Here is a 22,963-nt window from a genome sequence, read left to right on the forward strand (position 1 = left end):
GCCGACCATCGCACCTCCGCGGCTGCATGGATATGTCTCTAAAGACATGTCCGAATGGTCGGACACGCATCGCGTGCCTCTGCGGCACAGAAGCGATCTCGTCGTCGCGTCGGCACGGCCACCGCCCGCGCCTCACGCGATCTCCGGCCCGCCGACCCCCATGGCCGCACCGATCGCCTCGCCAACCGCGACGGCGACCACCTCACCCTCCACTCTCCGAACCATAGCACCGCGCCTCGCCGCCTCCGCCTCTCTCGGCCGCGCCGCCGCGGAGGAACCGCACCTCCCCGGTCGTCCCGCGCGCTCGCGTGGTCCGGGCCTGGTGTCATGTTTCGCCCATGACTCGACCGCTCACCCCGCAGGAGGCCGAACTCGTGGCCGAGGAGACGCGCGCGCTCGCCGGGCTGGCCGCCGCGCTGCCGCAGGTGCCCTACTTCGGGCGCCTGCGCGTGCGCACGGCCGCGGGCGAGCGCGACGTCTTGTTGGCCGATCGCTCGTGGACGGAAGGCGACGTCGCGCTGATCGACTGGCGCACCGCCCCGCTCGCCGAGGTCTTCTTCACCTGCGACGTCGGCGACGACTACGAGCTCGAGCGCGACGATCGCCTGCTCACCGGCGCCGTCGTGCGCCGGCACCTCGTGCACCTCCACGCCGGCGAGCTCGTCGGCATCGACCTCGCCGACCGCCGGCTCCGGCGCGACCACGACGGCAGGTGGTACGCCGACCACCGCACCGGCCCGCGCGTCGCCCCGCGGCCGCCGCGGCAGCGGACGCGCCCGCTCTCGCCCGCGCGCGTCGAGCTCGACCCGGCCCAGCGCGCCGCCGTCGAGCTGGCCGTCGAGCGCTCGCTCCTCGTGCTCGGCGAGGCCGGCTTCGGCAAGACCACCGTCGCCCTGCACCGCCTCGCCTTCCTCGCCCACGCCGCGCACGCGGCCCGGCGGCCGTTCCGCGCCCTCATGCTCGTGCCGACGCCCGGCCTGCAGCGGCTCGCCACCCGCATGCTCGCCGAGCTCGGCGTCGAGCGCGTCCTCGTCGACACCTTCGAGCGGTGGGTCACCGGCCAGGCGCGGCGGCTGTTCCCCGGGTTGCCGCGCCGGCTCAGCGAGACCGCCGGTCCCGGCGTCCGCACCTTCAAGCGCCACCCCGCGCTGCGCGACGTGCTGCCGCGGATCGTCGCCGGCACCCCGGCCATGCGCGACCTCGCGGCCGGCTACCGCGAGCACGCCACCAGCCTGCGCGACCTCCTGCTGCACCTGTTCGGCGACCGCGAGCTGCTGGCCGAGGCCGCCGCTGCCGCCCCGCACGAGCTCGGTCCCTCGGTGCTGCGCGACGTCCTCGCCCACACCAAGATCCAGTTCAGCGCCACCACCGAGCGGGCCATGGCCCACGTCGACGCCGGGCGGCTGCAGACCCTCGACGGGCGGCCGATCGACGCCGGCACTCCCAACGCCGACGCCGACACCCTCGACGTCGAGGACTTCGCCGTCCTGTTCGCGTTGCACCGCCGGATCTCCGGCGGCGATCGCACCGCCCACGGCGCCCTCTCGCATTATCAACACATCCTCCTCGACGAAGCCCAGGAGCTGGCGCCGATCGAGCTCGAGCTGCTCGGCCGCGCCGTCGCCCCCGGCGGCACCGTCACGATCGCCGGCGACGAGCGGCAGCAGGTCGACGCCTCGACCGCGTTCCCCGGCTGGCCCGCCGTGCTCGCCGAGCTCGGGCGCAGCGACGCGACCACCGCGACCCTCACCGTCAGCTACCGCTGCCCGCCGCCGATCGAGGACGTCGCGCGCGCCGTCCTCGACCCGGCGCAGCGGCCCCGCGACCTCGCCCACCGCGAGCACGTCCTCGTCACGCGTCACGACAGCGCCTGTCACCTCGTCGCGGCCCTCGCCGACGCCCTCCTCGCGCTGCAGCAGGACGACCCGCACGTCCACGTCGCCGTCGTCTGCCGCCACGTCGAGACCGCGCGGCGCCTGCACGACAGCCTCGAGCGGGTCGTCGCGGCCCGCCTCGTCGTCGAGGACGGCGAATTCCGCTTCGCCCCCGGCGTCGAGGTCACCACCGTGCAGGACGTCAAGGGCCTCGAGTTCGACCTCGTCGTCGTCCCCGACCTCGACGTCGCCACCTACCCCGACCGCGCCGACGCCCGCCGCGCCCTCTACGTCGCCGTCACCCGCCCGCTCCACCGGCTGTGGCTGGCCAGCGCCGGCCCGCCCTCCCCGCTGCTTCCGGCATGGCTCACGGGACATGTCCACAAGGACATCGACGAATCGTCGCACCCGGCGCCGCGTCGGCACGCCTCTTGAGCCTGTCCGTTCACGAACCACGCCGCCGGGAGCAGGCGTTCTCGTACGACGGCGGCGCCTGGGAGACCAACCTGGACCGCCGAACTCACCCGCGCCGACCCGGCGGCGGCGTGCGAGGCCGGCCGCCCCAGGCGCCAGTGACCCGCGACCGCGCGGTCTTCACTCACCGACCGCGGTTGACGCCCCCTGGCGCACGTCGTACACCGAAACGGTGGTCGTTCGTCCCGCATGCCTCGGAGCCCTGATCTTCGCGTCGGCCTGTGCCGCGGAGAGCGACCCCTGCGGTCCGGCTCCGGAGCCCACCCCCTGCACGCCCGACGAGGTGACCGATCCCCGCGCGGAGATCTGCGCGAAACGTACGGCCGAGGATTGCGACGGCCCGATCGGCCTCGCCGACAACAATGATACATGCCAGTGGGTCTCGACGACCTCGTATCCGAAAGATGCGAGCGAGTGCGGCGCCGCGAAGGAGGGCGGAGCGTGCGTCGCGCTCAGCGCTTTCGGAGACGGCTGCGAGGTCGCCACGGCCTGCGCCGGCGCAGTGGAAGGCACCGTTTACTTTCGCACGACGGCCACCTGCGAGACCGAGATGTTCCTCGGCAATTTCTGTGGATCCACCCTCGTGGGCTGGAATTCGTGCGCCTGGACCGAGCCGGCTGCTGATATGTGCGCACTGCCGTATCCGGACGCCGGGCCCGCGCTCTGCAACTGCCACTGCTGAGCACGAGCAGTGTCCTCCGAAGCCCGGGAGTTCTCCGTCGCAGGAGGAGCGAACCCGACAGGACGAGGTCGATCGCCGATCTGCAGGTCACCGGCGTCACTGCGGCCAGTCGCGCCCGGTCGGGATCGTGAACTCGATCCCGCCCGAGACCCCGCCGACGAAGTACGGCCGGGCCGTCATCGCCCCCGCGAAGCCCTGGGCCACCAGCGACAGCCACGGCGTCAGCGACACGCGGGCCCCGCCGTTGAGCGTCATCACCCCGGCCGGCGACGCGCACATCCGCGGCGACTCGGCGCAGATCTGCCGGCCGATCGGGATCAGGGCCCCGAACGACGCGCCGACGTACGGGCGAAACACCTTGTGCGGCCGGTACACCCGCTCGTAGCGGGCCATCGCCAGGATGTAGCGCCAGCGCGGGCCGTAGCCGGCGTATTGCGCATAGGCGACCTCGAAGCCGACCTCGTGCACATAATTGACGCGACCGAGCAGCGTGCCGCCGAGCCCGTAGCCCTGCGGGACCCACCGCGGGGCGAAGCCGACGCTGATCGCCTTGCGGTACGTGCGGCGATCGATCAGGCTGGCGCCGATCTGGCTGTCGATCGGCGGCGGCTCGCCGGCGGCCGCGACCGAGAACGACGGCAGGCTGGTGCGGTCGCCGCGGCTGAGTCGCCGCTTGGCCCGCTCGACCGCGCGGATCCGCGGATACTGCTCGGCGGACAGCCCCGCGTGCGTGACCAGGAAGCTGGCCGCCGCGCGCTCCTGGACCGCCACCGGCACCCCGCGCAGCTCGAGCATCACGCGCAGGTTGTCGTAGTCGTGGACCATCCGCGCCTCGCTCGCGCGCAGCGCCGTGGTGTGGTCGCGCCAGCGGTCGCACAATTCGCGGGCTTGCGCCAAATAGGGGTTGTCCTGCTCGATCGCCGCCAGCCCGCACCACGCCTCGGTGCGGCGCTCCGGCGTCGCCCGGCCGTCGGCCTGCACCTTGACCGCCACGTCGTAGGCCTGGTGCGCCAGCAGGCTGCCCGCCGTGTCCATCGATTGCACCTCGCGGCGGTCGAGGTCGGGCGGTCGGAGGAATTGTTGTGACCCGGCCAGCGCCTCCGCGTGGGCCGAGATCGGCGCCACCTCGAGGCGGATCGGCGCGGTACAGACATTGCGCCGCGGGTCGTCGGCCAGCGACACCTGGGCGCACGCCTCGAGCATGTTCGGCGGCGACTCCTTGAGGATCTCGATCGTGTCCTCCGCCGCGCCGGCGAGCGCCGGCCCGGACCCGCTGCGCGCGCTGTCGGCCACCGACGACAGGCGGAACGCGCCGAGGCTGACCCCCGTGACGACGTGGGTCGCGCGCGCGCACTCGGGCCCGCCGCTCAGCTCCGCCGCCGTGTACGCCGGCTGCGGCGCCTCGTAGCGGCCGACCACCACCATGTCGAGCTCGAGCGCCTCGCCGCGCTCGATCCGCCCGCCGAGCTGCGCCAGCCCGAGCGGGATGTTGATCAGCAGATCGTCGAGCGAGCCGATGTGAATGCTCTGCGACCCGGTGGTGGTCTGCGCATACGCGTAGCGCCCCGGCGCGGTACAGCCGCGCAGCACCTCCATCTCGCAATCCTCGTAGCGGACCGCCACCACCCCGCGGAGCAGCCGCGACTCGAGCTCCGCCGCGTCCATGCCCGACCACTCGACGATCAGCGGCTTGTCCGGGTCCTTCACCACGCTGCAGCGCGACTGCCCCGCCGCCTCGAGCTGCTCCGCCGTCAGGTCGCTCGCGTCCCGCAGCCCGCTCCGCGAACACCCGGCGGCGAACAGGAGCAGGACGGCGAGGCGACAGCCGAGGCGTGTCATGGCGCGGTGGGACAGTATTCACCAGGCCCGGCCCCGGCGCACCCGCAACCGCGCCCGACCGCGACGCGGCGCACGTCTTCCCGCCCGAACACGCCCCGCCCGCCTCGGCCCTCGGCGCGGCCACGCGCGTCGGCCGCGATCCATGATAGAGTCCCTGCATGCCCGCCTGCGCCCACTGCGGGGCCGCCTTCGAGCCGCACGACGGCCTGTTCTGCCGCTGGTGCGGCCGCGCCGGAGAGCTCGCGGTCCCGCGGCTCGCCGAGGCGGTGACGATCGAGACCGCGGGCGACATCGCCACCGCGATCGTCCCGTACGGCGCGGCGCTCCCGACCAGCTTCTCCGAGGTCTTCACCACCGCGGAGGACGACCAGCCCACGGTCATGGTCCGCCTCGTCGTCGGCAACAGCCCACGCGCGAGCGCCTGCCGCCCGCTCATGACCGTCACGCTCGCGCTCCGCCGCCCGGGCCCGCGCGGCGTGCCGCGCGTGCGCCTGACCCTGACGATCGAGGCCGACGGCCGCGGCCGCGTCCTCGCCGAGGAGGAGGGCCAGGCCGACAACCGCCTCGTCTTCGCCGACCTGCGCCTCGCCGCCGCCCAGCCGCGCGGCCAGCCCTGAACACCCTCTTCAGGACATGTCTTGAAAAACATGTCCTTCCAAACACACACGTCCTCCCGGACAGGTCGTGGTCGCCGCGCGGGCGCGTCGAACGGCGCGCCGATCGAAGCGCCGCCCGGCCCGCCGGCGGTCGCGCCAATGTCGAATGTCGGAGCGCCCGCGACTTGTAAGGCGATATATCACAATGTACATAGCCCAAGGTGCCTACGCGGCCGTCATCGACTCGTAGGTGCGCGGAGCCCTCCGGAGGCCGCCGCGACCGCCCCGCACCGTCAATGATCATAGTACCTTGCGCCGAGCCGCGAACGGCCTCGATATTGCCACGCCGCCGCGCAAGACTATGCACATTGGAGGAGCGCGGCGGGCGACGGCGCCAATCGCCAATGGACGCCGCAGAACGCCGCAAACGCCGCCGGCGCCGGGCCCCTGCCCGCCCGCGACGAAAACCGCGAATTCGTCGAGACAAGCGGGCGAACTCCGGCGTTCAGGCGAGGTCGAGCCGCGGCCGGGCATGCGACGGGGCACATTTCGACATTGCCCACGTTCTGGATGCGCTGAACATTCCCACACAGTGCGACGGAGGGAATCATCCCACGCCGCGCCCGAGAGAAGAGAAGAAAGGAACTCCCCATGTTGCGTAACATCCTGAAGGTTTGCTCTGTCCTCGCCGTGTCGGCGCTCGTGTCCACTCCGGCGCTCGCCGGCCCCGGCCAGTGGGAGCCGATCCAGCAGCTGGACCAGAACCTGGACACCGACGTGCTGCTCAATGCGTGCGTCCAGACCCAGATCTTCGTCGGCACGGGCAGCGACTACAATCGCGCGTACGACTGCGACACGCTGACCGGCCCGGCCTGCCTCGCGCAGTGCGCCCAGGACGCCACCTGCCGCAGCCAGTGTGACGACGGTGGCGCCCTGTTCTGCGGGCCCAGCGACCTCGTGGCCCGCCTGGGCGGCTGGGACGACGCGTTCTACAACATCAACCCGTGGGACGACGACGACATCGGCTCCGACGTCGTCCTCGAGGAGGTCGTGTTCATCGACACCTCGACCTGCCTCCAGCTGGACCTGGCGAGCGTGTGACCGCCCGCGGGCCGATCGGCACGCGCATCCCCGGCGCCGCCACGCCGGCCGATGAGCGGCCCATCGCTCGCCCGCGAGGCAGGGACGTCGAAACGATGAGGGGTGGAAGGGGCACGTCGCCAGAGCCCTGATCGTCTCCGCCGCCTGTCTGTCCTGGCTGTCCTGGGAGGGGTGTGTCAGGGCGCAGACGGCGGGAGCATCCGGCTCGGGCGCCGGCTCCGGACGGTGCGCCACGAATGGCCCCACGAGCGCCATTCGCCGGCCGCAGCAGCGAATTTTCATTATAAAAAGAATATCGAGCCCGCTCGCCGCGGCGCGGGCTCGAGTTACGATTAGTCATAACCCCATGTCGACCTGGACATGCCCCTTCAAGCATGTCCAGGTCGACATGTCCCGTGCGCGTGCGACTCGCACCGCATGCCTCGCCCGCGTATGCCACGACACGTCGCTCCGAGGCGCCACGGCCGAACGCGACGACCTTTGCGCATCCAGGCCCGGACCGGCGAATACGTCGACAGGTCCAAAGCGCGGACCACGGCGTCAGGCGGCCTCTGCGGTGCCCCGTCGACGCTCGACGAACCCGTGATGCGGCCGCCTCCGCGCGCCCTGGGGGCCGGAACGGACACAAGTTTCGCCCCGACCCTCCCGCATGCGGACCCGTCCGCGTCTGCACGCGGCAAGACCGCCCGCGCGGCGGCGCGGCCGGCTCGATATAATGGCGTGCTGGTGACGGACCGCGCTTACGCCGATACGCTCGCGCTGTCGCGCACCGCGGTCGCCGAGGACCGGATCACGCCGGCCCCGCACGACCTCACCGACGCGCCGCTCGAGCCCGGCCACCTGCTCGGGCGCTACATCATCCTCGAGCGCCTCGGCGCCGGCGGCATGGGGGTCGTCTACGCCGCCTTCGACCCCGGCCTCGACCGCAAGGTCGCGCTCAAGCTGCTGGGCCGGCCCGACGAGGCGCCCGAGGGCGCCAGCCTCGGCCCCGGCGCCCGCCTGCTGCGCGAGGCCAAGGCGCTGGCCCGGCTCGCCCACCCCAACGTCGTCGCCGTCCACGACGCCGGCCAGATCGACGGCCGCGTGTTCGTCGCCATGGAGTTCGTCCCCGGCGTCACCCTGCGCCACTACCTGTCCCAGAGGACACTTCACTGGCGCGACATCCTCGCCCTCTTCGTCGCGGCCGGCCGCGGCCTCCAGGCCGCCCACGCCGCCGGCCTGATCCACCGCGACTTCAAGCCCGAGAACGTGCTGGTCGGCGACGACGGCCGCGTGCGCGTGCTCGACTTCGGCCTGGCGCGCGCCAGCGTGTCCGAAGACTCAGGTATTTTAGAGCAGGTCCTCAAGGCCAGCAGCGACTCCGCGTCGGCGCGCGAGCGGCCGCCCGACGGCTCCGGCGCCGACTTCCTGCTCGGCTCGCTGGTCAGCGTCGACAGCCGGCTGACCCGCGTCGGCGCGCTGATCGGCACCCCGGCGTACATGGCCCCGGAGCAGTACATGGGCCTGGAGACCTCGGCGCGCAGCGACCAGTTCAGCTTCTGCGTCTCGCTGTGGGAGGCGATCCACGGCGCCCACCCGTTCGGCGACGGCGGGGCGATGGCGCTGCTGCAGGCGATCTCGCGCGGCAAGCTGCGTGCTGTCCCTCGGGACAGGCGGACCCCGACCTGGCTGACGCGCGCGCTGGCCCGCGGCCTCGCCGTCGACCCGCTGGCGCGCTGGCCCGACGTCGGCGCGCTGCTCGACGTGCTCGAGCGCCGGGCCCTGCGCTCGCGGCGGGCCCGGGCCGCCGGCGCCGCCGGCCTCGCCCTCGGCCTGCTCCTCGGCGCCGGGGTGTGGGGATATGTCCGTTCGGACAGCCGCGACCAGCTCTGCCGCGACGGCGCGCTCGGCCTCGTCGGCGCGTGGGACCCGGCCCGCCGCGCCGAGGTCCACGCGGCCCTGGCGACCACCGGCCGCGCCCACGCCCGCGCCACCGCCGACCGCGTGGTCGCCACCCTCGACGCCTACGCCGCCGCCTGGGCCGCCGGCCACGCCGACGCCTGCCGGGCCACCCACGTGCGCCACGAGCAGTCGCCCGAGCTGCTCGACCTGCGCATGACCTGCCTCGGCGAGCGCCGGCGCGAGCTCGCGGCCCTCACCGACCTGTTCGTTCAGACAGGTCCCGAGGTCGTCGACCGCGCCTTGCAGGCCGCCGCGGCCCTGACCCCCGTGCGCCGCTGCTCCGACCCCGCCGCCCTGATCGCCCCGGCCGCCCCGCCCGACGATCCGGCCGCGCGCGCGCAGCTGCAGGCCGTGCGCCAGCAGCTCGCCGAGGCCAAGGCGCTGTTCGACGCCGGTCGTCTGCCCGACGGCCTCGCCCGCGCCGAGGAGGCCGCCGCGGAGGCCGAGCGGGTCGCCCACCCGCCCACGCAGGCCGAGGCGCTGTACATCCTCGGCCTGCTGCAGAACCGCGCCGCCGAGCCGCGCACCGCCGGCGCCACGCTGACGCGGGCGGCACTGGTCGCCACCGCGAGCAAGCTCGACGAGCTGGCCGCGCGGGCCATGGTCGAGCTCATCGCCTGCGTCGGCGTCTATCAGACCGACACCGACCAGGCCCTGCGCTGGTCCGACCTCGCCGGCGCCATGGTCCAGCGGCTAGGTCCCGAGGGACAGGTGGTCGAGGCCAAGCGGCTCGGCCACACCGGCATCGTCCGCCAGATCCGCGGCGAGTTCGCCGGGGCGCGCGAGCTCCACGAGCGCGCCCTCGACCTCCTCGACCGGCCCGACCAGCCCGACGCCTCCGCGCTGATCGGCACCCTGAGCAACCTCGGCAACACCCTCTCCGACCTCGGCCTCCACGCCGAGGCCGAGGCCAGCCACCGCCGCGCCGTCGCCCTCGCCGAGGAGTTCTTCGGCCCCGACCACCCGCAGACCGCCGCGCTCGCCAACAACCTCGGCGCCGCGCTGGCCGACACCGGCCGCGACGACGAGGCCGCCGCGCTGCACGAGCGCTCGCTGGCGATCAAGGAGCGCACCTACGGCCCGAACCATCTGTCCGTCGCCGCGTCGCTCCGCAACATCGCCCACATCCGCCTGCGCCAGGGCGCGCTCGGCGAGGCCCAGGCGATCCTCCGCCGCGCGTTGGCGATCCGCGAGCGCACCCTCGGCCCCGACCACCCCGAGCTCGCCGAGCTGCTGCACGACCTCGGCGAGGTCGCCCGCCGCGAGCGCCGCTTCCCCGCCGCGCAGGCGCTGTTCCGCCGCGCCCTCCAGCTCGCCGAGCCCGCCGGCCTCGGCAACCCGCACGTGCTGCCGCTGCTGCTCGGCCTCGGCCAGACCGCCCTCGACGCCGGCGACCCCGTGGCCGCGCGCGAGCCCCTGCGCCGGGCGCTCGCGGCCGAACCGCCGGGCCAGGCGCCCGCGCGGCCGCACGTGTCGGCGCGCCTGCGCCTGGCGCTCGCCGAGGCGCTGTGGATCGACCCCTCGCTGCGCGCCGAGGCCCGCGCGCTGGCCGAGCAGGGCCGCGACATGCTGAGCGCGAGCGCCAGCTTCGTGGCGCTGCACGGCGATCTCGAAGCCTGGCTCTCGGGACATGTCTTGAAGTGACCTCCCGGGCGAGCCCAGCTGCGCGCCTTCGAGAGGTTGGCCGGGCGATGCGAGCAGGGTACCGGCGCGCCCTCACACCAAAACGCGACAGGCTCACGCCCTGTGCCGGGCCGGCACGTCGGTGCATTCCCTGTCCAGCGCCGCGGTCGTGAGCGCTCGCAGCACGTCTGCTGCCATTGAGGCCACGCCGGGGCGACGACGGAGCGTCGTCGCCCCGGACGAGTGGCGGATCAGCAGCGATCAGTGTTTGGGATTGTTGTTGTCCTTGACGTTCTTGCCCGCGCCGGTGTTGCCCTTGCCCTGGCCGGGGATGATCTTGACGCAGACGCAGCCGTCGTCGTTCTTGTCGAACGACTCGGTCGCCTCGGTGACGTCTTTCAGCTCCCAGAAGGTCGGACAGCCACCTTCGGCTTTGCTGGGCTCGCACTTGTCCTTGGGCGGCCACGGGTGCTTGGGATCCTCCGGCCACGGGTCCGGGTGCTTGGGATCCTCCTTGGGATCCTCCTTGGGCTCCTCCTTGGGATCCTCCGGCCACGATTCCGGGTCCTTGGGATCGCTCGGCCACGAGTCCTTGGGATCGCTCGGGTACGATTCCGGGTCCTTGGGATCGCTCGGCCACGGGTCGTTGGTGCTGCCGGCATGGACCGCGGGGGCCACGGCGCCGACGAGGAGCGCGATTCCTGCGAGAATGTTGAGTGCGTTGCGCATAAGCTGTTCCTTCTGTATTTCGATTGGCGATGCGTTCTGCAGCGCCAACGGTTTGTATGACCAAGCCGGCGCTCTACCTTTGACGCCCCGCACGGATCCCCGCCGATCGCCCGCCGCAGGTTCCGTCGCGGTCGCCAAGGCGGCCGGCAATTCGCCGCCACGTGGCGAGACCGACGGCGTAACGGCCCGGAGAGCGAGTCAGCGTATTGAGGGCGGTCGAGCGCACACATCGTCGGCACGGCTCTCGGCGACGCACCCGCCCATTCAGGGCGGCCCGGGCGCATGATTAAGCGTACGCCTGATGCCCCACCTTGTGCTCTCCCCGGCAGAGTCACCGCCACTGTCCTCCGATGTATCCGCACCGGATGCGTGGGCGTCGATCGGGCTCGCGCAGACGTGAACGCGTCTTTCCATCGTGCGTGCGTGGCGCCCGGCGGAGTGTGACCTCGAGTCTTGTGCTCGAGCGAATGGCGCTCCCCCGAAATACTGAGGGAGAGCAGACAATCAGGCGTCGACAGAACAAACGTCGGCACAACGGAAGTTTGTTGGCCAGGTCGACCCAAGGTCCGATCGATTCACATTTTTTGACAAACTACACAATCTTCGGAGTCCTCTCGATCGATGTGCAAGGCAGCCAGAGAATGTCAGTCGCTACGTGTGCCATGCGACTCGCCCGTGCGGAGCGCGGATACGAGTGCACGGCCCTCGCTCCGCGTGACGCGCGCGTACCTCTTCGGCTCGGGCAGCGACGGCCGAGCGCGCGACGCGCCTCGACGCCTCGTGTATATGAGGCTAGCATGACCAGCCTGGAGGTATAACTTAGCATGTCGATCATGAATCATGGAGGCGGGCGGTGGCGCCATTGCTTGTTCGTCGGTGGCGTACTCGGTGCGATGACCGGCTGCGGCCCGTGTACGGCGGGCGGAACCGACACGACGGTCGGGATGACGGAGACCGTGAGCGCGACGATGACGGACGGGACCGAGACCAGCACGCCGACCGAGAGCGCGACGGCGACGGTCGGGGCGACCGAGCCCGGCAGCTCGACGACGACGGAAGCTGCGACGGAGCCCAGCAGCTCGTCGACGACGACGGAAGGTGCGACGGAGCCCGGCAGTTCGACGGCCACGGAGAGCACGGCCGAGACCGACGAGCCGCCCGTCTGCCCGTGCATCCTGCCTGAAGAAGAGGGCGGATGGGGCGATGAGCCGTCTCTGCCGATCTGTGGCGAGCCGCTGTGCCCGACCGTCGAGGTCGGGGGCGACCATATCTCCGCCTGCGACGACCCCGACGAGGGCGATGCGATTCCGCTCATGAATCCCGAGGCGCTGGCGTGCGCACTGACGGCGCTCCGCGACCGCACGCCCGGCATCATCGGCTGGAACTGCGGGGAGCACTCCGGCGATATGTTCTCGGATTCGGGCTACGTGCTGATCGGCGCCGATGGCACCGCGATCCGCCGGCACTGGGGCGCGTACGACCTCTCCTGGACGGTGTGGCGGGCGGAGCAAGGCGCGCTGCCCGACCCAGACGTGTTCGAGCAATGCCTCGCCGACGCGGACGACGCGAACCGCTACGAGTGCCTGCGGAAGTTCGTCATGGGCGAGCCCCTCCTCGTCTGCGACGAGCTGTGGGGCGTGGGCTTCGACTGAGCGCTCGCGGGTCCGGCAGGCCCTCCGTGTCGCCGTTCCACAGCCGCTCCTCGACCTCGCGCGCGATCGTCGGCTCGTCGCCCGCCGGGCCCTCGGCAGGTCGACGGCCGGCGGGCGGTTTCTCTGCGCGGTCGCGGCCTACGACAGCGCCGCGGCGCCGGGCGGCGGGCGCACCTGGCCGAGCGCGCAGATCGTGAGGTCGCCGGCGAACGGGAAGCGAAACACCGCCTCGACCAGGTACACGTGCGGCGGCGGCTTCAGGCCCGGCGGCCACACCACCTGGCCGTCCTCCTTCGGGTCGCCCGGCGGCGGGAAGTCGATCACGCCGTAGCCGAGCGCCGTCGCGACCTCGCTGTCGCTGCCGACGGCGAGCTGGGTGACGCCGACCACCGGCACCCCGGCCCGCGCCGGCGCGGCCCCGGACGGCAACGGCGGGTCGACCTGGCGGATGTCCTCGCGGACATGTTCGTAGAGATAGGCGCTCTGCCGCCTCGACGGGTCGTCGTCGACGCTGTTGTCGAGGCACCTGGTGATCCTCTCGAGCGGCCCGGCCGACAGCCGGATCTGTTCGAGCAGCGCCCCCGCCGGCGTCGGCACGCCCGCCTCGGCGCTCGCCGGCCGCGGCAGGCCGAGCCCGCGCTCGGCCTGCAGCCGCACCTTCGCGGCCTCGTAGCCGCCCTCCGCCGGCGGCTCGTAGCCCTGCGGGACTTCGGTGTCGTAGACGTGCGGCGGCAGCGAGCCCCTGTCGTACGGCAGGCCGACGACGGCGATCCGCTGCCACCCGGCCGCGTCGGCGAGCGACGAGCCGGTCATGCCGCGGAGGTCGTGGATCTGGCCGGTGCCGGTCAGGCGCAGCGCGCAGATGCCGGGGCAGCGCATGGCCCCGGTGGCCGCGGCGTCGAAGGCGATTCGCTGGCCGGGGATCGGGCGCCCGTGACCGTCGAGCGCCTCGGCGACCAGCGTGGTCCCGGCCGTCGGGGTGACGGCGAAGCGGATCTCGTACAGCTCGTCGCCGGCGATCGCAAGCTCGTCGAGCCCGCTCGCCAGCGTCTTCGGCTTGTCGAGCGCCGAGCGGTCCGGCTTCCACTCCGCGAGCCGCCGCCACACCGCGAACGGCCGGCGCGGGAAGCCCAGCGCCGGGTGCGTCGACCAGCGCAGCGCGACCGCCGGGCCGTGGCTCTCCTGGCCCTCGGGCCAGATCTTCCCGGCTGTCTCGGAGGTCAACCCCTTCTCGTGCGCCGCGAGCAGCTCGGCGCAGTGGAGCAGGCTGGCGTGGGGCCACACGTGGCGCATCATGGCTGTTCCTCCCACGGGGCGACCGGCTGCAGCGTGAGCTGGAGCAGGGTTCGGGTGTCGGCGGCGATGTCGTACAGCGCGCTCGGCAGGACCTCGGCGACGATCTCGATCGTCGTGCCGCCGGCGGCCGGGACGAAGCTGTCCGCAAAGACAGCCACGGTGCGGGTCCCCGCCGGCGAGCGGACGAACCGGGCGATCTGCGCGCCGCCGAACTGCGCCAGCCGCAACGCCTGTCGGGTCGCCGGGACCAGCCGCTTGCACGCCGGGTCGGGCTGGTTCGGCGCCTGCTCGAGCGCGGGCTCGTCGCGCAGGCGCCACAGCGGCTCGGCGGCGTCGATGAGGATCGCGTGCGGGACCCACTTGCTCAGCGCCGGCCGGAACACCCAGTAGATCGTGAAGCCGGTGTCGCTCCCGGCCGGCAACGCCTGCTCGCCGGCGCGGGTGAGCGCCTCCTCGATGCTGCGGACGGGCAGGACGACCTCGCCGGCGCCGGTGAACCCGAGCGGGGCCGCGAGCGCGCGGTGGAGGATCCGCCGCCCGCGCGTGGCCTCGATCAGGGCCGCCAGCGAGGCGAAGCGCGAGGTCGTGAAGCTGCGGCGGAACAGCGGCACCACCGGCTTCTGCTCGTCCCCCGGCGGCACCGGGTACGGCGGATCGAGCTCGATGTCGAAGGTGTAGTGCATGCACGGCAAGAGCGGCACCGGCGAGGTCCATGAGGCGTGGCGGCCGACGCTGAAGCTGCCGCCGACGCAATTGAACCGGTCGGGGTAATTCCTCATCAACACGAGCAGCGCCTCGCGGTACGGCGCGCCGAACTCGGCCGCGACCGCGTCGAGGTCGACGACCTCGGCGCTCGGCAGCGGCACGCCGTCGGCCCCCCGGACGACGAACCGCAGCTGCTTGCCGTACTGCGCGTACAGCCGCACGATCGCCTCGTCGTCGAACACCAGCTTGACCGGGTCCTCGTAGAAGTGGAACTTCTCGCCCTGCTGCGGCGTGCTGCCGTACACGTGGGCGTCGAGCCGCGCCGGCGGGCGGTCGTCGGTGCGGAACTGGAACGCCTGCGACCGGCCGGCGTAGTCGGTGAGGTTGCCGTCCTTGTCGCGCGCGACGGCGTCGTAGTCGACGGTGAGCGTGTAGACGGTGTCGTTCGCCAATAGCGGCACCCGAGCGCCGCCACCGAGGTAACCAATCAGGGTCTTGAGCTCGCCGTCGGCGACCGCCGTCTCGGACTGCCAGCGGATCTTCTCGCTCTGCGGGCACACCTCGATCACGCCGACGATCGCCCGCGCCGGGACGTCGTAATCCTTGAACTGCGCCGGGATCGCCAGCTGCAGCCGCTCGCCCTGGTTCTTGACCGTGAACAGGATCTTCTTCAGCGCGGCGAACTGCGCCTCGGCGAGGAACTGCGCGACCGGCAGGACGTCGGCCGCCCACGGGCCGTTGGGGTCCAGCCAGTCGGCGGGCAGGCCGGTGATGCCGGAGATCGGCAGCGTCGGGATGTCCTCGAGCTCCTCCTCGACCAGGATCTGGCCGGTGGCGTCGAGCTGGCGCACCCGCAGGCCGCCGGCCCTGGTCAGGCGCGCGTCGACGGCCATGAACACGCGGGCGTTGCCGGCGCCGGTGCGGAAGGTGATCCAGCGGTCGTCACCTGTCTCTTGCAGCAGGTTTTCGAGCTGCCAGTCGAGCTCGATCGGGTTGTCGAGCCGGCGCTGGCGCGCGAGCGGCAGCTGCAGCGCGCGGGTGCACGCGCCGGCGGGCAGCTGGCCCTTCTTGCCGCCCTGCTTGCCGCCGGGCTTGTCGAGCTCGACGGGGTCGCGGCCGAGCACCAGCGCCGGGTCGCGGTAGGGCCCACCTGCCCCTCGGGACAGGATGTCGAGAAACCCGAGCCCGGCCGCCCGCACCGGCTCGTCGACGCGCATCGCCGTCGGCGGCGGGGTGGTGCGGCGGGTGCCCGGCGCGTCGGGCTGGGCGCGGCCGGCGAGCGTCCAGCCGCTCCCGGACGGGCCGATGGCCTGGCCGCAGCAGCTGAACAGCACGCACACCGGCCTGGCGATGGGCGTGCACAGCCCGCCCCAGCGCTGCTCGACCTGCAGGTCGAGGTCGTGCGAGCGCTCGAGCGCGTGCTCGCCGGGCGTCGGCACGCGGCTCATCAACGCCAGGTCGATGCGCGTCTCACTGCCCTGCGGGCCGGACCCCTGCCCGGGCCGCCAGGTCGCGGGAATCGGGCCGGCGCCGGCCACCGGCGGGGAGATCGCGATCGAGGTGATCGTGTACTTCACCTGGCGACCGCCGCCGACGTCGATGAATTCGTCGGGCGTCTTGTTCGGCGGGACCGCCAGCGGCGCGGTGAAGGTCGACGCGCCGCTGACCACCGGCGGGGCGTGCAGCTGGAGCACCGGCACGCTGTCGACCGGGACCTCGGGCAGCTCGCCGGCGCCGCCGAGCGGGCGCGCGTCGCCGAGGCTGGCGTCGATCGGCCGCTCGCCGCCCTGCCCGGCCACCAGCACCGGCGCGCGGCTCTGCAAGTAGACGTTGCGGACCAGCGGCGGCGGCTCGAGGTCGTGCGAGCCCGAGCCGACGTGGAATTCGACGCAGCCCTCGACGCTGAAGAAGAACAGGTCGATCTTGCCGCACACGTGGCGGTCGAGCGGCGTCGGCTCCGAGCCGACGAGCGTCGACAGGTAGCGGTCGATGTGCGCCGGGAAGACGAAGCCCGCCAGAGACGACGGCGAGAGCAGCTCATACGGTCCGAAGCGCGTCGCTGGCATGCCTGTTCCCTCCTCGGGCTCGCGGGGAGCGAACGATAGAAAGAGGGTTGTTGCGAGATCAAGGATCGTTATCGGACCCGTGGTCTCGCGGCCCCGATCGCGGGCGCTGCGGCGATGACGTGACGCCACGCGACGAATGTCAGCACTCGGCAGCGATCGTCAAAGACGCGGTCTCCGCCGCGCTGGGGCCCGTGGGGCCCGAGGCGGGTCCCCGGCGGCCCCACGTTCGGGAGGCGGCGGCGATCTCGGCGCCACGCCTCGGGAATCCACGGAGGCACCGATGAACGCGCATTCATGACAGGGCGTGACGTGAATGCTCCTCAAAACATATCCTCTTGGACAGATCCTGCCCGCCAGGACAGGCACCGCGACCCGATCGGTCGGGCCGGTGCAGTGACGCGTCGGTCGCGGCGCGCTAATCGACGAAGTTCGGCGGACCGGTGCGCTCGAGGTAGGCGTCGAGCGCCTCCTGCAGGCGCTCGATCCTCGGCTCGCCGTACGGCAGCGGCTTGTCGCCCTGCTGCTTGCGCGCGGCGAGGCCCTCGTCGAGCAGGTTGCACACCAGCTTGAAGGTGCCGTCGAACACCGCGATCATGTTGTGGGTGGCGTCGCCGTTGGCGGTGAAGCGCCAGGTCTCGGCGACGAGGGTGCGGTTCTTGTTGGAGGCCGGGTTCGACAGGATGCCGGCGAGGTCGCGCCCGTCGAGGCCCTCGGGCGCGGGGGTCTCGGTCCACCTGAGGATCGTCGGCATGACGTCGACGGTGCTGACGAGCTGCTTCGAGGTGGTGCCGGGGGCGAAGCCGGGGCCGCGGACGACCAGCGGCACGCGGATGTCGTCCTCGCCGACGCCGACGCCGTGGGTGCGCCGCTTGGCGCCGAGGCTCTCGCCGTGGTCGGCGGTGATGACGACGGCGATCTCGCGCTCCTTGGCCAGCTCGTCGATGCGGGCGAGCAGGCGGCCGACGTGCTTGTCGGTCCAGGCGATCTCGTGGTCGTACTTGCCGGCGACGCTGTTGCCCCAGCGCGGCACGCCGCGGTGCCACGAGTGGCCGCCGTGCGGGCCGAAGTAATGCGCCCACAGGAAGAACGGGCGGTCCTTGGGCTGGGCGTCGAGGATCTTGATCGCGGCGTCGGTGACGGCCACGTCGAGCGCCTTGCCCGAGACCTCGTGGTACTCGTCGAAGTCGGGGTAGGCGCCGGTCGACAGGTCGAGGAAGCCGGTCGAGCCGTCGTCGATGACCGCGGCGGTGTACATGCCGCGGCGCTTCAAGTAGGTCTGCAGCGGGACGTACTTCTCGGGCGCCGGCAGGCCGAACTTGAGCTTCAGCATCTCGTTGTCGTCGAGCTGGTCCATCTCGCTGCTGCGCAGCAGGCGGAACCGGTTGGTCTCGTAGAAGGGGTTCCACACCAGCCGCCGCGGGTACACCCCGCGGAACAGCGAGGACAGCGCGAGGCTGGTCCACGAGCCGCCGGTGTAGGCGCGGATGAAGCGGGTCCCGCTCTCGGACCACTTCTTCATCTCGGGGGTGGTGTTGCGCTTGCCGCCCCAGCTGACGTGATCGGCCCGCAGGGTGTCGATCGTGATGAGGATGACGCTGGTCGGCGGCGGCGTGTCGGGGATCGGCGGGTCGACCCGCGGCGGGTCGACCGGCGCGTCGCCGAGGCTGCAATTGTCGTCGATGCCGTTGCCCGGCTCCTCGCGCGCGAACGGGTGGACCGCGGCGTTGAACGGGGCGCAGTCGCCTCCGCCGAGGATGAACGAGTAGCCGTCGCGGTCGATGTCGCCGAGCGACCGCAGCGTCCGCAGCGAGAGGCTGGAGAACGGCCGCCCGAGCAGACCGGCGAGCACGTCGCGATCGCCGCCGACGACCACGAGGGCCCACACGAACGGCAGCGCGAGCAGCCCGGCGAGCACGCGACGACCCCACACCGGCGGCCGCAGGCGCCGCGGCCAGTAGCGGATCCACGCCACCCCGGTGATGGCGAGCATCAACACGGCCATGACCCGCAGGGCCGTGTGCGCGGCCGCGTAGTTGTCGACCGCGACCTGACGGTCGGCGACGATGAGCCCGATCGCCAGCAGCACCAGCCCCGGGCCGGCCCACAGCGGGCGCCTCCTGGTCCACGACAGCCACGCCGGCCTGTCCATCGACGGCTGGGCGATGAGCCCGAGGACCGCCAGACCGAGGCCCGCGCCCAGGCCGGCCACCGCCGCGACGACGGCGTCGGCGTGATCCTTGCCGCCGAAGCGGGCGATCACCCCGAGCTGGTCCATGAGCCAGGCGGTGAGGCCCCCGCCGATCACCAGCCACGCGAGCACACGGGCCCAGCCCGGCAGCCGCTGCAGCCCGCGCAGCGCCCCCGCGAACAGGCCGCCGAGCACGGCCCCGGCGCCCACCCCCACGCCGAGCGCGGAGATCGCCGCAGAGACGCCGACACCGTGCCCGCCGCTGAGGAAATCGATCAGGGCAGCCAGGCCTGCCACCCCGGCAGCGAACGGAATATGGGCCAAAAACGCCGTTCTGGGCGGATCTTCGACGGACATCGCGTGAGCGCCGCATTGTGCCCGACGTCGCGGCGTGACGGAAGCGTGACGATGTTTGCCGCGCCTCACGTATGCAGACGTCACCCTCGCTGAAAGCCCGTCTGGGACCGCTTACGCGCCGATCGGGGCCAAGTGCGGCGGCCCACCCGCCGAGGCATGAAGTAGCGCACGACCGCCGCGATCGCCCGCCGCCGATGCGCCCTCGCGCGCGGCGCGCGGCGCGCTGCTCGACCGCGGCACCCCGACCAGGCCTTTCAGACATGCTTAAAACGACATGCCCGAAGGCGCAGCCTGGCTGCGAGGCCACGTCGCTCAGTCGGCCTCGTCCTCGTCGTCGTCCTCGTCCTCCTCGTCGCCGTACGGATCGTAGTCGTCCTCGATGCCGGCGATCTCCCGCATCTCCGCGATCTCCTCGTCGCTGACGCCGAGCACCTCGGCGAGGCTGGGCCACGGGAAGCCGCCGTCCTGGGCGATCGCGAGGTACTTGGTGATGATCTCCGCGTCGCGGTCGTGACCGCGGCCCTGGAAGCACTTGATCCCGACCAGCGCGCCCGCCTTGACGTGACCGAGGTCGGCGGCCTTGCGGTACCAGTCGAACGCGACCGCGTCGTCCTGGGCCACGCGGTCGCCGGTCTCCGCGTAGTAGCCCTCGTTGAACATCGCCCGCGGCTGGCCGAGCGCCGCCGCCCTGGCGTTGTAGGCCCGGCCGGCCTCGGGGTCGCTGCGGCCGACCAGTACCGCCGCCTCGAACAGGCCGTCGGGGTCGCCCTTCTCGGCCGAGCGGACGGCGGCCGCGCGCGCCTCGTCCTCGTCGCCGTCACTGCCCTCGGGACCGGCGAGCCCGCGCGTCCACATGTAGCTGAGCAGCACGTCGAGCGCCCCGGTCTCGTCGGCGGCCGCCTGCCGCGTCAGCGCCGGCCAGGCGCCGGCCGCGAGCTCGGAGTCGTCGCTCTGCAGCACGCGCCGCGCCAGATCGATCGCCGCCTGACCGTGGCCCTCCGCGGCCCGCGTCAGCGCTCGCAGCGACAGCGCGCGCAGCTCGTCGACCAGCTCCTCGTCGACCTCCGGCAGCCCGGCGATCCCGTCCGCCTCGCGGAACTCGATGGCGACCTCCGCGGTGCGGTGGTGGTCGTACAGCTCCTCGGCGGTGGCCTCGCCGGCCAGCGCCGCCTTCAGGGCCCCGATCTTGTCGCGCGTGTCCTGCTCGCGTGCGTCATCCATGACGCGACGCTACTGGAGCCCGGCTCGCTCGTGTTCGGATTTCGCGGCCGCAGGCGTGTGAGGAAGTGCCTCCTCGTGCTCCGGCGCTCGTGCCGTCGGCGGCCCGCATCGGCGACCGCCCGAGCCAGCGTCTGTCTCTCGGACCAGGCTGTGGAGGTAATGGTATGACATGTCCTTTTGGACATCTCCGGCCACGCCCGACGCCGGGCCGCGCCGAACGGAGCCGCGACTCGTCGGCGAGCCGCGGCGCGACGAGGACCGCGAGCGTCACGACGACCGCCGGTGCAGCCCTGGCCCCGCTCGACGATCTCCGCCGGCGCCTCGCCGGCGCCGCCGACCCGCGCCCGGGCGAACGCGCGCACCGGCGCCAAAAGCCATGAATTCGCCGCTCCCGGGCCGATCCGGACGGCGATGTCCGCGTCCACGCGGCCGCATCCTGTCCTGCGGGACAGGGTGCTTCTACCTATGATTCGCGCGATGTCCCCTGCCGACCCCACTCGAAGCCCCTTAGCAGGTGCGGCGCTTACGGATAGTCTGGACGCGCCGCCGACCTGTGTGTCTCGGCGGCAGATTGGATAGAGGAGCAGCATGCACTGGATGGCTTGGATCACGACCTCCGCCCACGGACCGCCGCGTCCGTGGCCGGCCCTCGGCGTCGTCGCGCTGCTGGCCGCGGCGTGTGCCGACGACACGACCACGGTCACCGACACGGCGCAGGGCACGACCACGCAGACGACGGACGACACGCCGACGACCGCGGAGCCGCCGACGACGACCGTGCCGACGACCACGGACCCGCCGACGACCTCGAACACCGGCACCGACTCGACCACCGCGGTCGAGCCGACCACCACGATCGAGCCGACGACGACGGAGACCACGACCGACACGACGACGACCACGACCACGGCCACGGACACCACCGACACGACGGACACCGACACCACCACCGGCGATCCGGTCAGCGGCAAGTCGATCACCCAGACCGTCAACAGCGGGACCGTCGCTGCGAGCCCCAACTTCCGCATGGTCTTCACGCTGGGTCAGCCGACCCAGAACCAGGGCGTCTACACCTCGAGCAACTTTCGCCTGCAGGGCGGCCTGATCGGCGCCAACGGGAACCCTCCATGACGATGCAACGACTCCGACTCATGACCAGGGGCGCGGCCCTCGCGGCCGCGTGGATGCTCCCGCTGGAGGCCGACGCGCTCGCCGTGCCCGCGCTCGTCACCCACCAGGGCCGCCTCTTCGACGCCAACGGCTCGCTGGTCGACGGCACCCACGATCTCACCTTCAAGATCTACGACGCCGAGGTCGACGGCAACGAGATCTGGTCCGAGACCATCGCCGTCGACTTCGACGACGGCTTCTTCTCGGTCCGGCTCGGCGAGCAATTGGTGCTCGACGAGAACGTCTTCGACGGCTCGACCCGCTGGCTCGGGATCGCCGTCGACGCGGACGCCGAGATGACCCCGCGGGCCGCGATCGTCAGCGTCCCCTATGCCATGTTCGCCGGCGACGTCCGCGGCGAGATCAACCCGACGAATGTCAACATCCAGGGCTTCGGCCCCGTGATCGACCAGGACGGCAAGTGGGTCGGCGATCCGTCCGGCCTCATCGGACCGGCGGGCCCGCCCGGCCCTGCCGGTCCCGCGGGCCCTGCCGGCCCCGCCGGCCCGGCCGGTCCCGCAGGTCCCGAAGGTCCTGCGGGCCCCGCCGGTCCCGCCGGCGTCGACGGCACGCCGGGTCCCGCCGGTCCGGCAGGTCCTGCAGGTCCTGCGGGCGTCGCCGGCCCGCAAGGTCCCGTCGGTCCTGCCGGCCCCGCCGGCCCCGCCGGTCCCGCCGGTGCGGCCGGGCCGCAGGGTCCCGCGGGCGCGGCCGGTCCGGTCGGCCCCGCCGGTCCTGCGGGCCCGACCGGCATCGTCACCACCGGCAGGTTCGCCGGCGCGGTGCAGGCCAACATCGCGCTCAACAGCGGCTGGGTGTTCGTCGGTCCGACCGTCTCGATCACGATCGCGTTCGGCCAGCGCTTGACCGGAGCTGCCACCGCGGGCCTGTCCCACGGCCAGGTGCTCTACTGGCAAAGGGTGGACCTCGACCTCTGCTACCGCCTCGACAACGGGCCGTTCGTCCCCTTCTCCGGCGCCAACCTCGTCCAGCCGCGGGTCGAGCAGTACGCCAACAACATGACCGCCGTCGGCACCGTCGTGCCCCCGGCCGGCGGCACCTACACCGTCGGTATGTGCATCCGCAACGACTACGGCCAGTACGACATCAACATCAACAACCGCGTCAACGGTTGGGTGCAGGTCACGAATTGAGCCGACCCTGCCGGCACCGGCAGGCCGCGCGGACGACGAGGCCCCGCTGGGGCTCCCCGTCGGCCTCGTCGCATTCGTGAGCGAGCGTGGGGCCACCGCGCTCCGTGACGACCGCGCAAGGTTCGGCCTTCGCTCGCCCGCGCCCATCCGCGGCGAGCGGGCGCCCGATCGCCGTCGTTCGACAGCTCCGGGGCGGCCGCGGGCGCGCCTCGAACCGGCGCATTCGCCCCGAACAGGTGTTTTCGCGCCGTCTCGGCGCGCCGCGGTCGGCCGGTGACCGCACTCGGGGACCTTCAGC

Annotated in this window: 15 protein-coding genes; 8 read left to right on the top strand and 7 right to left on the bottom strand. The window is 72.6% G+C overall.

From position 1 onward, the window contains the following. Positions 1-338: 338 nt before the first annotated feature. Both K7C98_RS11795 and K7C98_RS11800 read left to right on the top strand, forming a co-directional pair. Complete coding sequence (locus K7C98_RS11795; RefSeq protein WP_224191711.1) at positions 339-2,309, top strand: ATP-binding domain-containing protein; 1,971 nt, start codon at positions 339-341, stop codon at positions 2,307-2,309. A gap of 322 nt (positions 2,310-2,631) precedes the next feature. Beyond that, complete coding sequence (locus K7C98_RS11800; RefSeq protein WP_224191712.1) at positions 2,632-3,030, top strand: hypothetical protein; 399 nt, start codon at positions 2,632-2,634, stop codon at positions 3,028-3,030. Positions 3,031-3,126: 96 nt separating this feature from the next. Here the strand turns inward: K7C98_RS11800 and K7C98_RS11805 are convergent, their stop codons facing one another. After that, the gene (locus K7C98_RS11805) at positions 3,127-4,869 is read right to left on the bottom strand and encodes a hypothetical protein (protein WP_224191713.1); all 1,743 of its coding nucleotides are present in this window, start codon (positions 4,867-4,869) and stop codon (positions 3,127-3,129) included. Positions 4,870-5,027: 158 nt separating this feature from the next. On the opposite strand from K7C98_RS11805, the gene K7C98_RS11810 reads away from it, so the two are divergent. The 3 genes from K7C98_RS11810 to K7C98_RS11820 all read left to right on the top strand — a co-directional run bounded on the left by K7C98_RS11810 (position 5,028) and on the right by K7C98_RS11820 (position 10,151). Continuing rightward, positions 5,028-5,486: an Hsp70 family protein gene (locus tag K7C98_RS11810; RefSeq protein ID WP_224191714.1), complete on the top strand. Its 459-nt coding sequence runs from the start codon at positions 5,028-5,030 to the stop codon at positions 5,484-5,486. Positions 5,487-6,116: 630 nt separating this feature from the next. After that, positions 6,117-6,566, top strand: a complete 450-nt coding sequence (locus tag K7C98_RS11815; RefSeq protein ID WP_224191715.1) for a hypothetical protein — start codon at positions 6,117-6,119, stop codon at positions 6,564-6,566. Between the two features lie 726 nt (positions 6,567-7,292). Further along, the gene (locus K7C98_RS11820; RefSeq protein WP_224191716.1) at positions 7,293-10,151 is read left to right on the top strand and encodes a tetratricopeptide repeat protein; all 2,859 of its coding nucleotides are present in this window, start codon (positions 7,293-7,295) and stop codon (positions 10,149-10,151) included. A gap of 240 nt (positions 10,152-10,391) precedes the next feature. Here the strand turns inward: K7C98_RS11820 and K7C98_RS11825 are convergent, their stop codons facing one another. Both K7C98_RS11825 and K7C98_RS11830 read right to left on the bottom strand, forming a co-directional pair. Next, entirely contained in the window at positions 10,392-10,859 is a 468-nt protein-coding gene (locus tag K7C98_RS11825; protein WP_224191717.1) for a hypothetical protein, read from the bottom strand. Positions 10,860-11,697: 838 nt separating this feature from the next. Next, entirely contained in the window at positions 11,698-12,033 is a 336-nt protein-coding gene (locus K7C98_RS11830; RefSeq protein WP_224191718.1) for a hypothetical protein, read from the bottom strand. A 139-nt stretch (positions 12,034-12,172) separates the two neighbouring features. On the opposite strand from K7C98_RS11830, the gene K7C98_RS11835 reads away from it, so the two are divergent. Further along, positions 12,173-12,511, top strand: coding sequence for a hypothetical protein (locus K7C98_RS11835; protein WP_224191719.1), 339 nt, complete (start codon positions 12,173-12,175; stop codon positions 12,509-12,511). Positions 12,512-12,649: 138 nt separating this feature from the next. Here the strand turns inward: K7C98_RS11835 and K7C98_RS11840 are convergent, their stop codons facing one another. The 4 genes from K7C98_RS11840 to K7C98_RS11855 all read right to left on the bottom strand — a co-directional run bounded on the left by K7C98_RS11840 (position 12,650) and on the right by K7C98_RS11855 (position 20,344). Then, positions 12,650-13,807 (bottom strand): hypothetical protein, encoded by a 1,158-nt coding sequence (locus tag K7C98_RS11840; protein WP_224191720.1) that lies wholly within the window; start codon positions 13,805-13,807, stop codon positions 12,650-12,652. Next, complete coding sequence (locus tag K7C98_RS11845; RefSeq protein WP_224191721.1) at positions 13,804-16,578, bottom strand: hypothetical protein; 2,775 nt, start codon at positions 16,576-16,578, stop codon at positions 13,804-13,806. Before K7C98_RS11845 ends, K7C98_RS11840 begins: the two co-directional genes overlap by 4 nt. Before the next feature lie 415 nt (positions 16,579-16,993). Continuing rightward, a complete protein-coding gene (locus K7C98_RS11850) occupies positions 16,994-19,063 on the bottom strand; it encodes a sulfatase (protein ID WP_224191722.1) in 2,070 nt (689 codons plus the stop codon). A gap of 372 nt (positions 19,064-19,435) precedes the next feature. Beyond that, entirely contained in the window at positions 19,436-20,344 is a 909-nt protein-coding gene (locus tag K7C98_RS11855) for a tetratricopeptide repeat protein (RefSeq protein ID WP_224191723.1), read from the bottom strand. 588 nt (positions 20,345-20,932) lie between these two features. On the opposite strand from K7C98_RS11855, the gene K7C98_RS11860 reads away from it, so the two are divergent. Together K7C98_RS11860 and K7C98_RS11865 are read left to right on the top strand one after the other, a co-directional pair. Then, positions 20,933-21,475 carry a hypothetical protein gene (locus tag K7C98_RS11860; protein WP_224191724.1) on the top strand — a complete coding sequence of 181 codons (543 nt, stop codon included), beginning with the start codon at positions 20,933-20,935 and terminating at the stop codon, positions 21,473-21,475. 20 nt (positions 21,476-21,495) lie between these two features. Next, positions 21,496-22,665 (top strand): collagen-like protein, encoded by a 1,170-nt coding sequence (locus K7C98_RS11865; protein WP_224191725.1) that lies wholly within the window; start codon positions 21,496-21,498, stop codon positions 22,663-22,665. The last annotated feature ends 298 nt before the right edge of the window (positions 22,666-22,963 follow it).

The organism is Nannocystis pusilla (genome assembly GCF_020073745.1).
Classification (GTDB): Bacteria; Myxococcota_A; Polyangia; order Nannocystales; family Nannocystaceae; genus Nannocystis; species Nannocystis radixulma.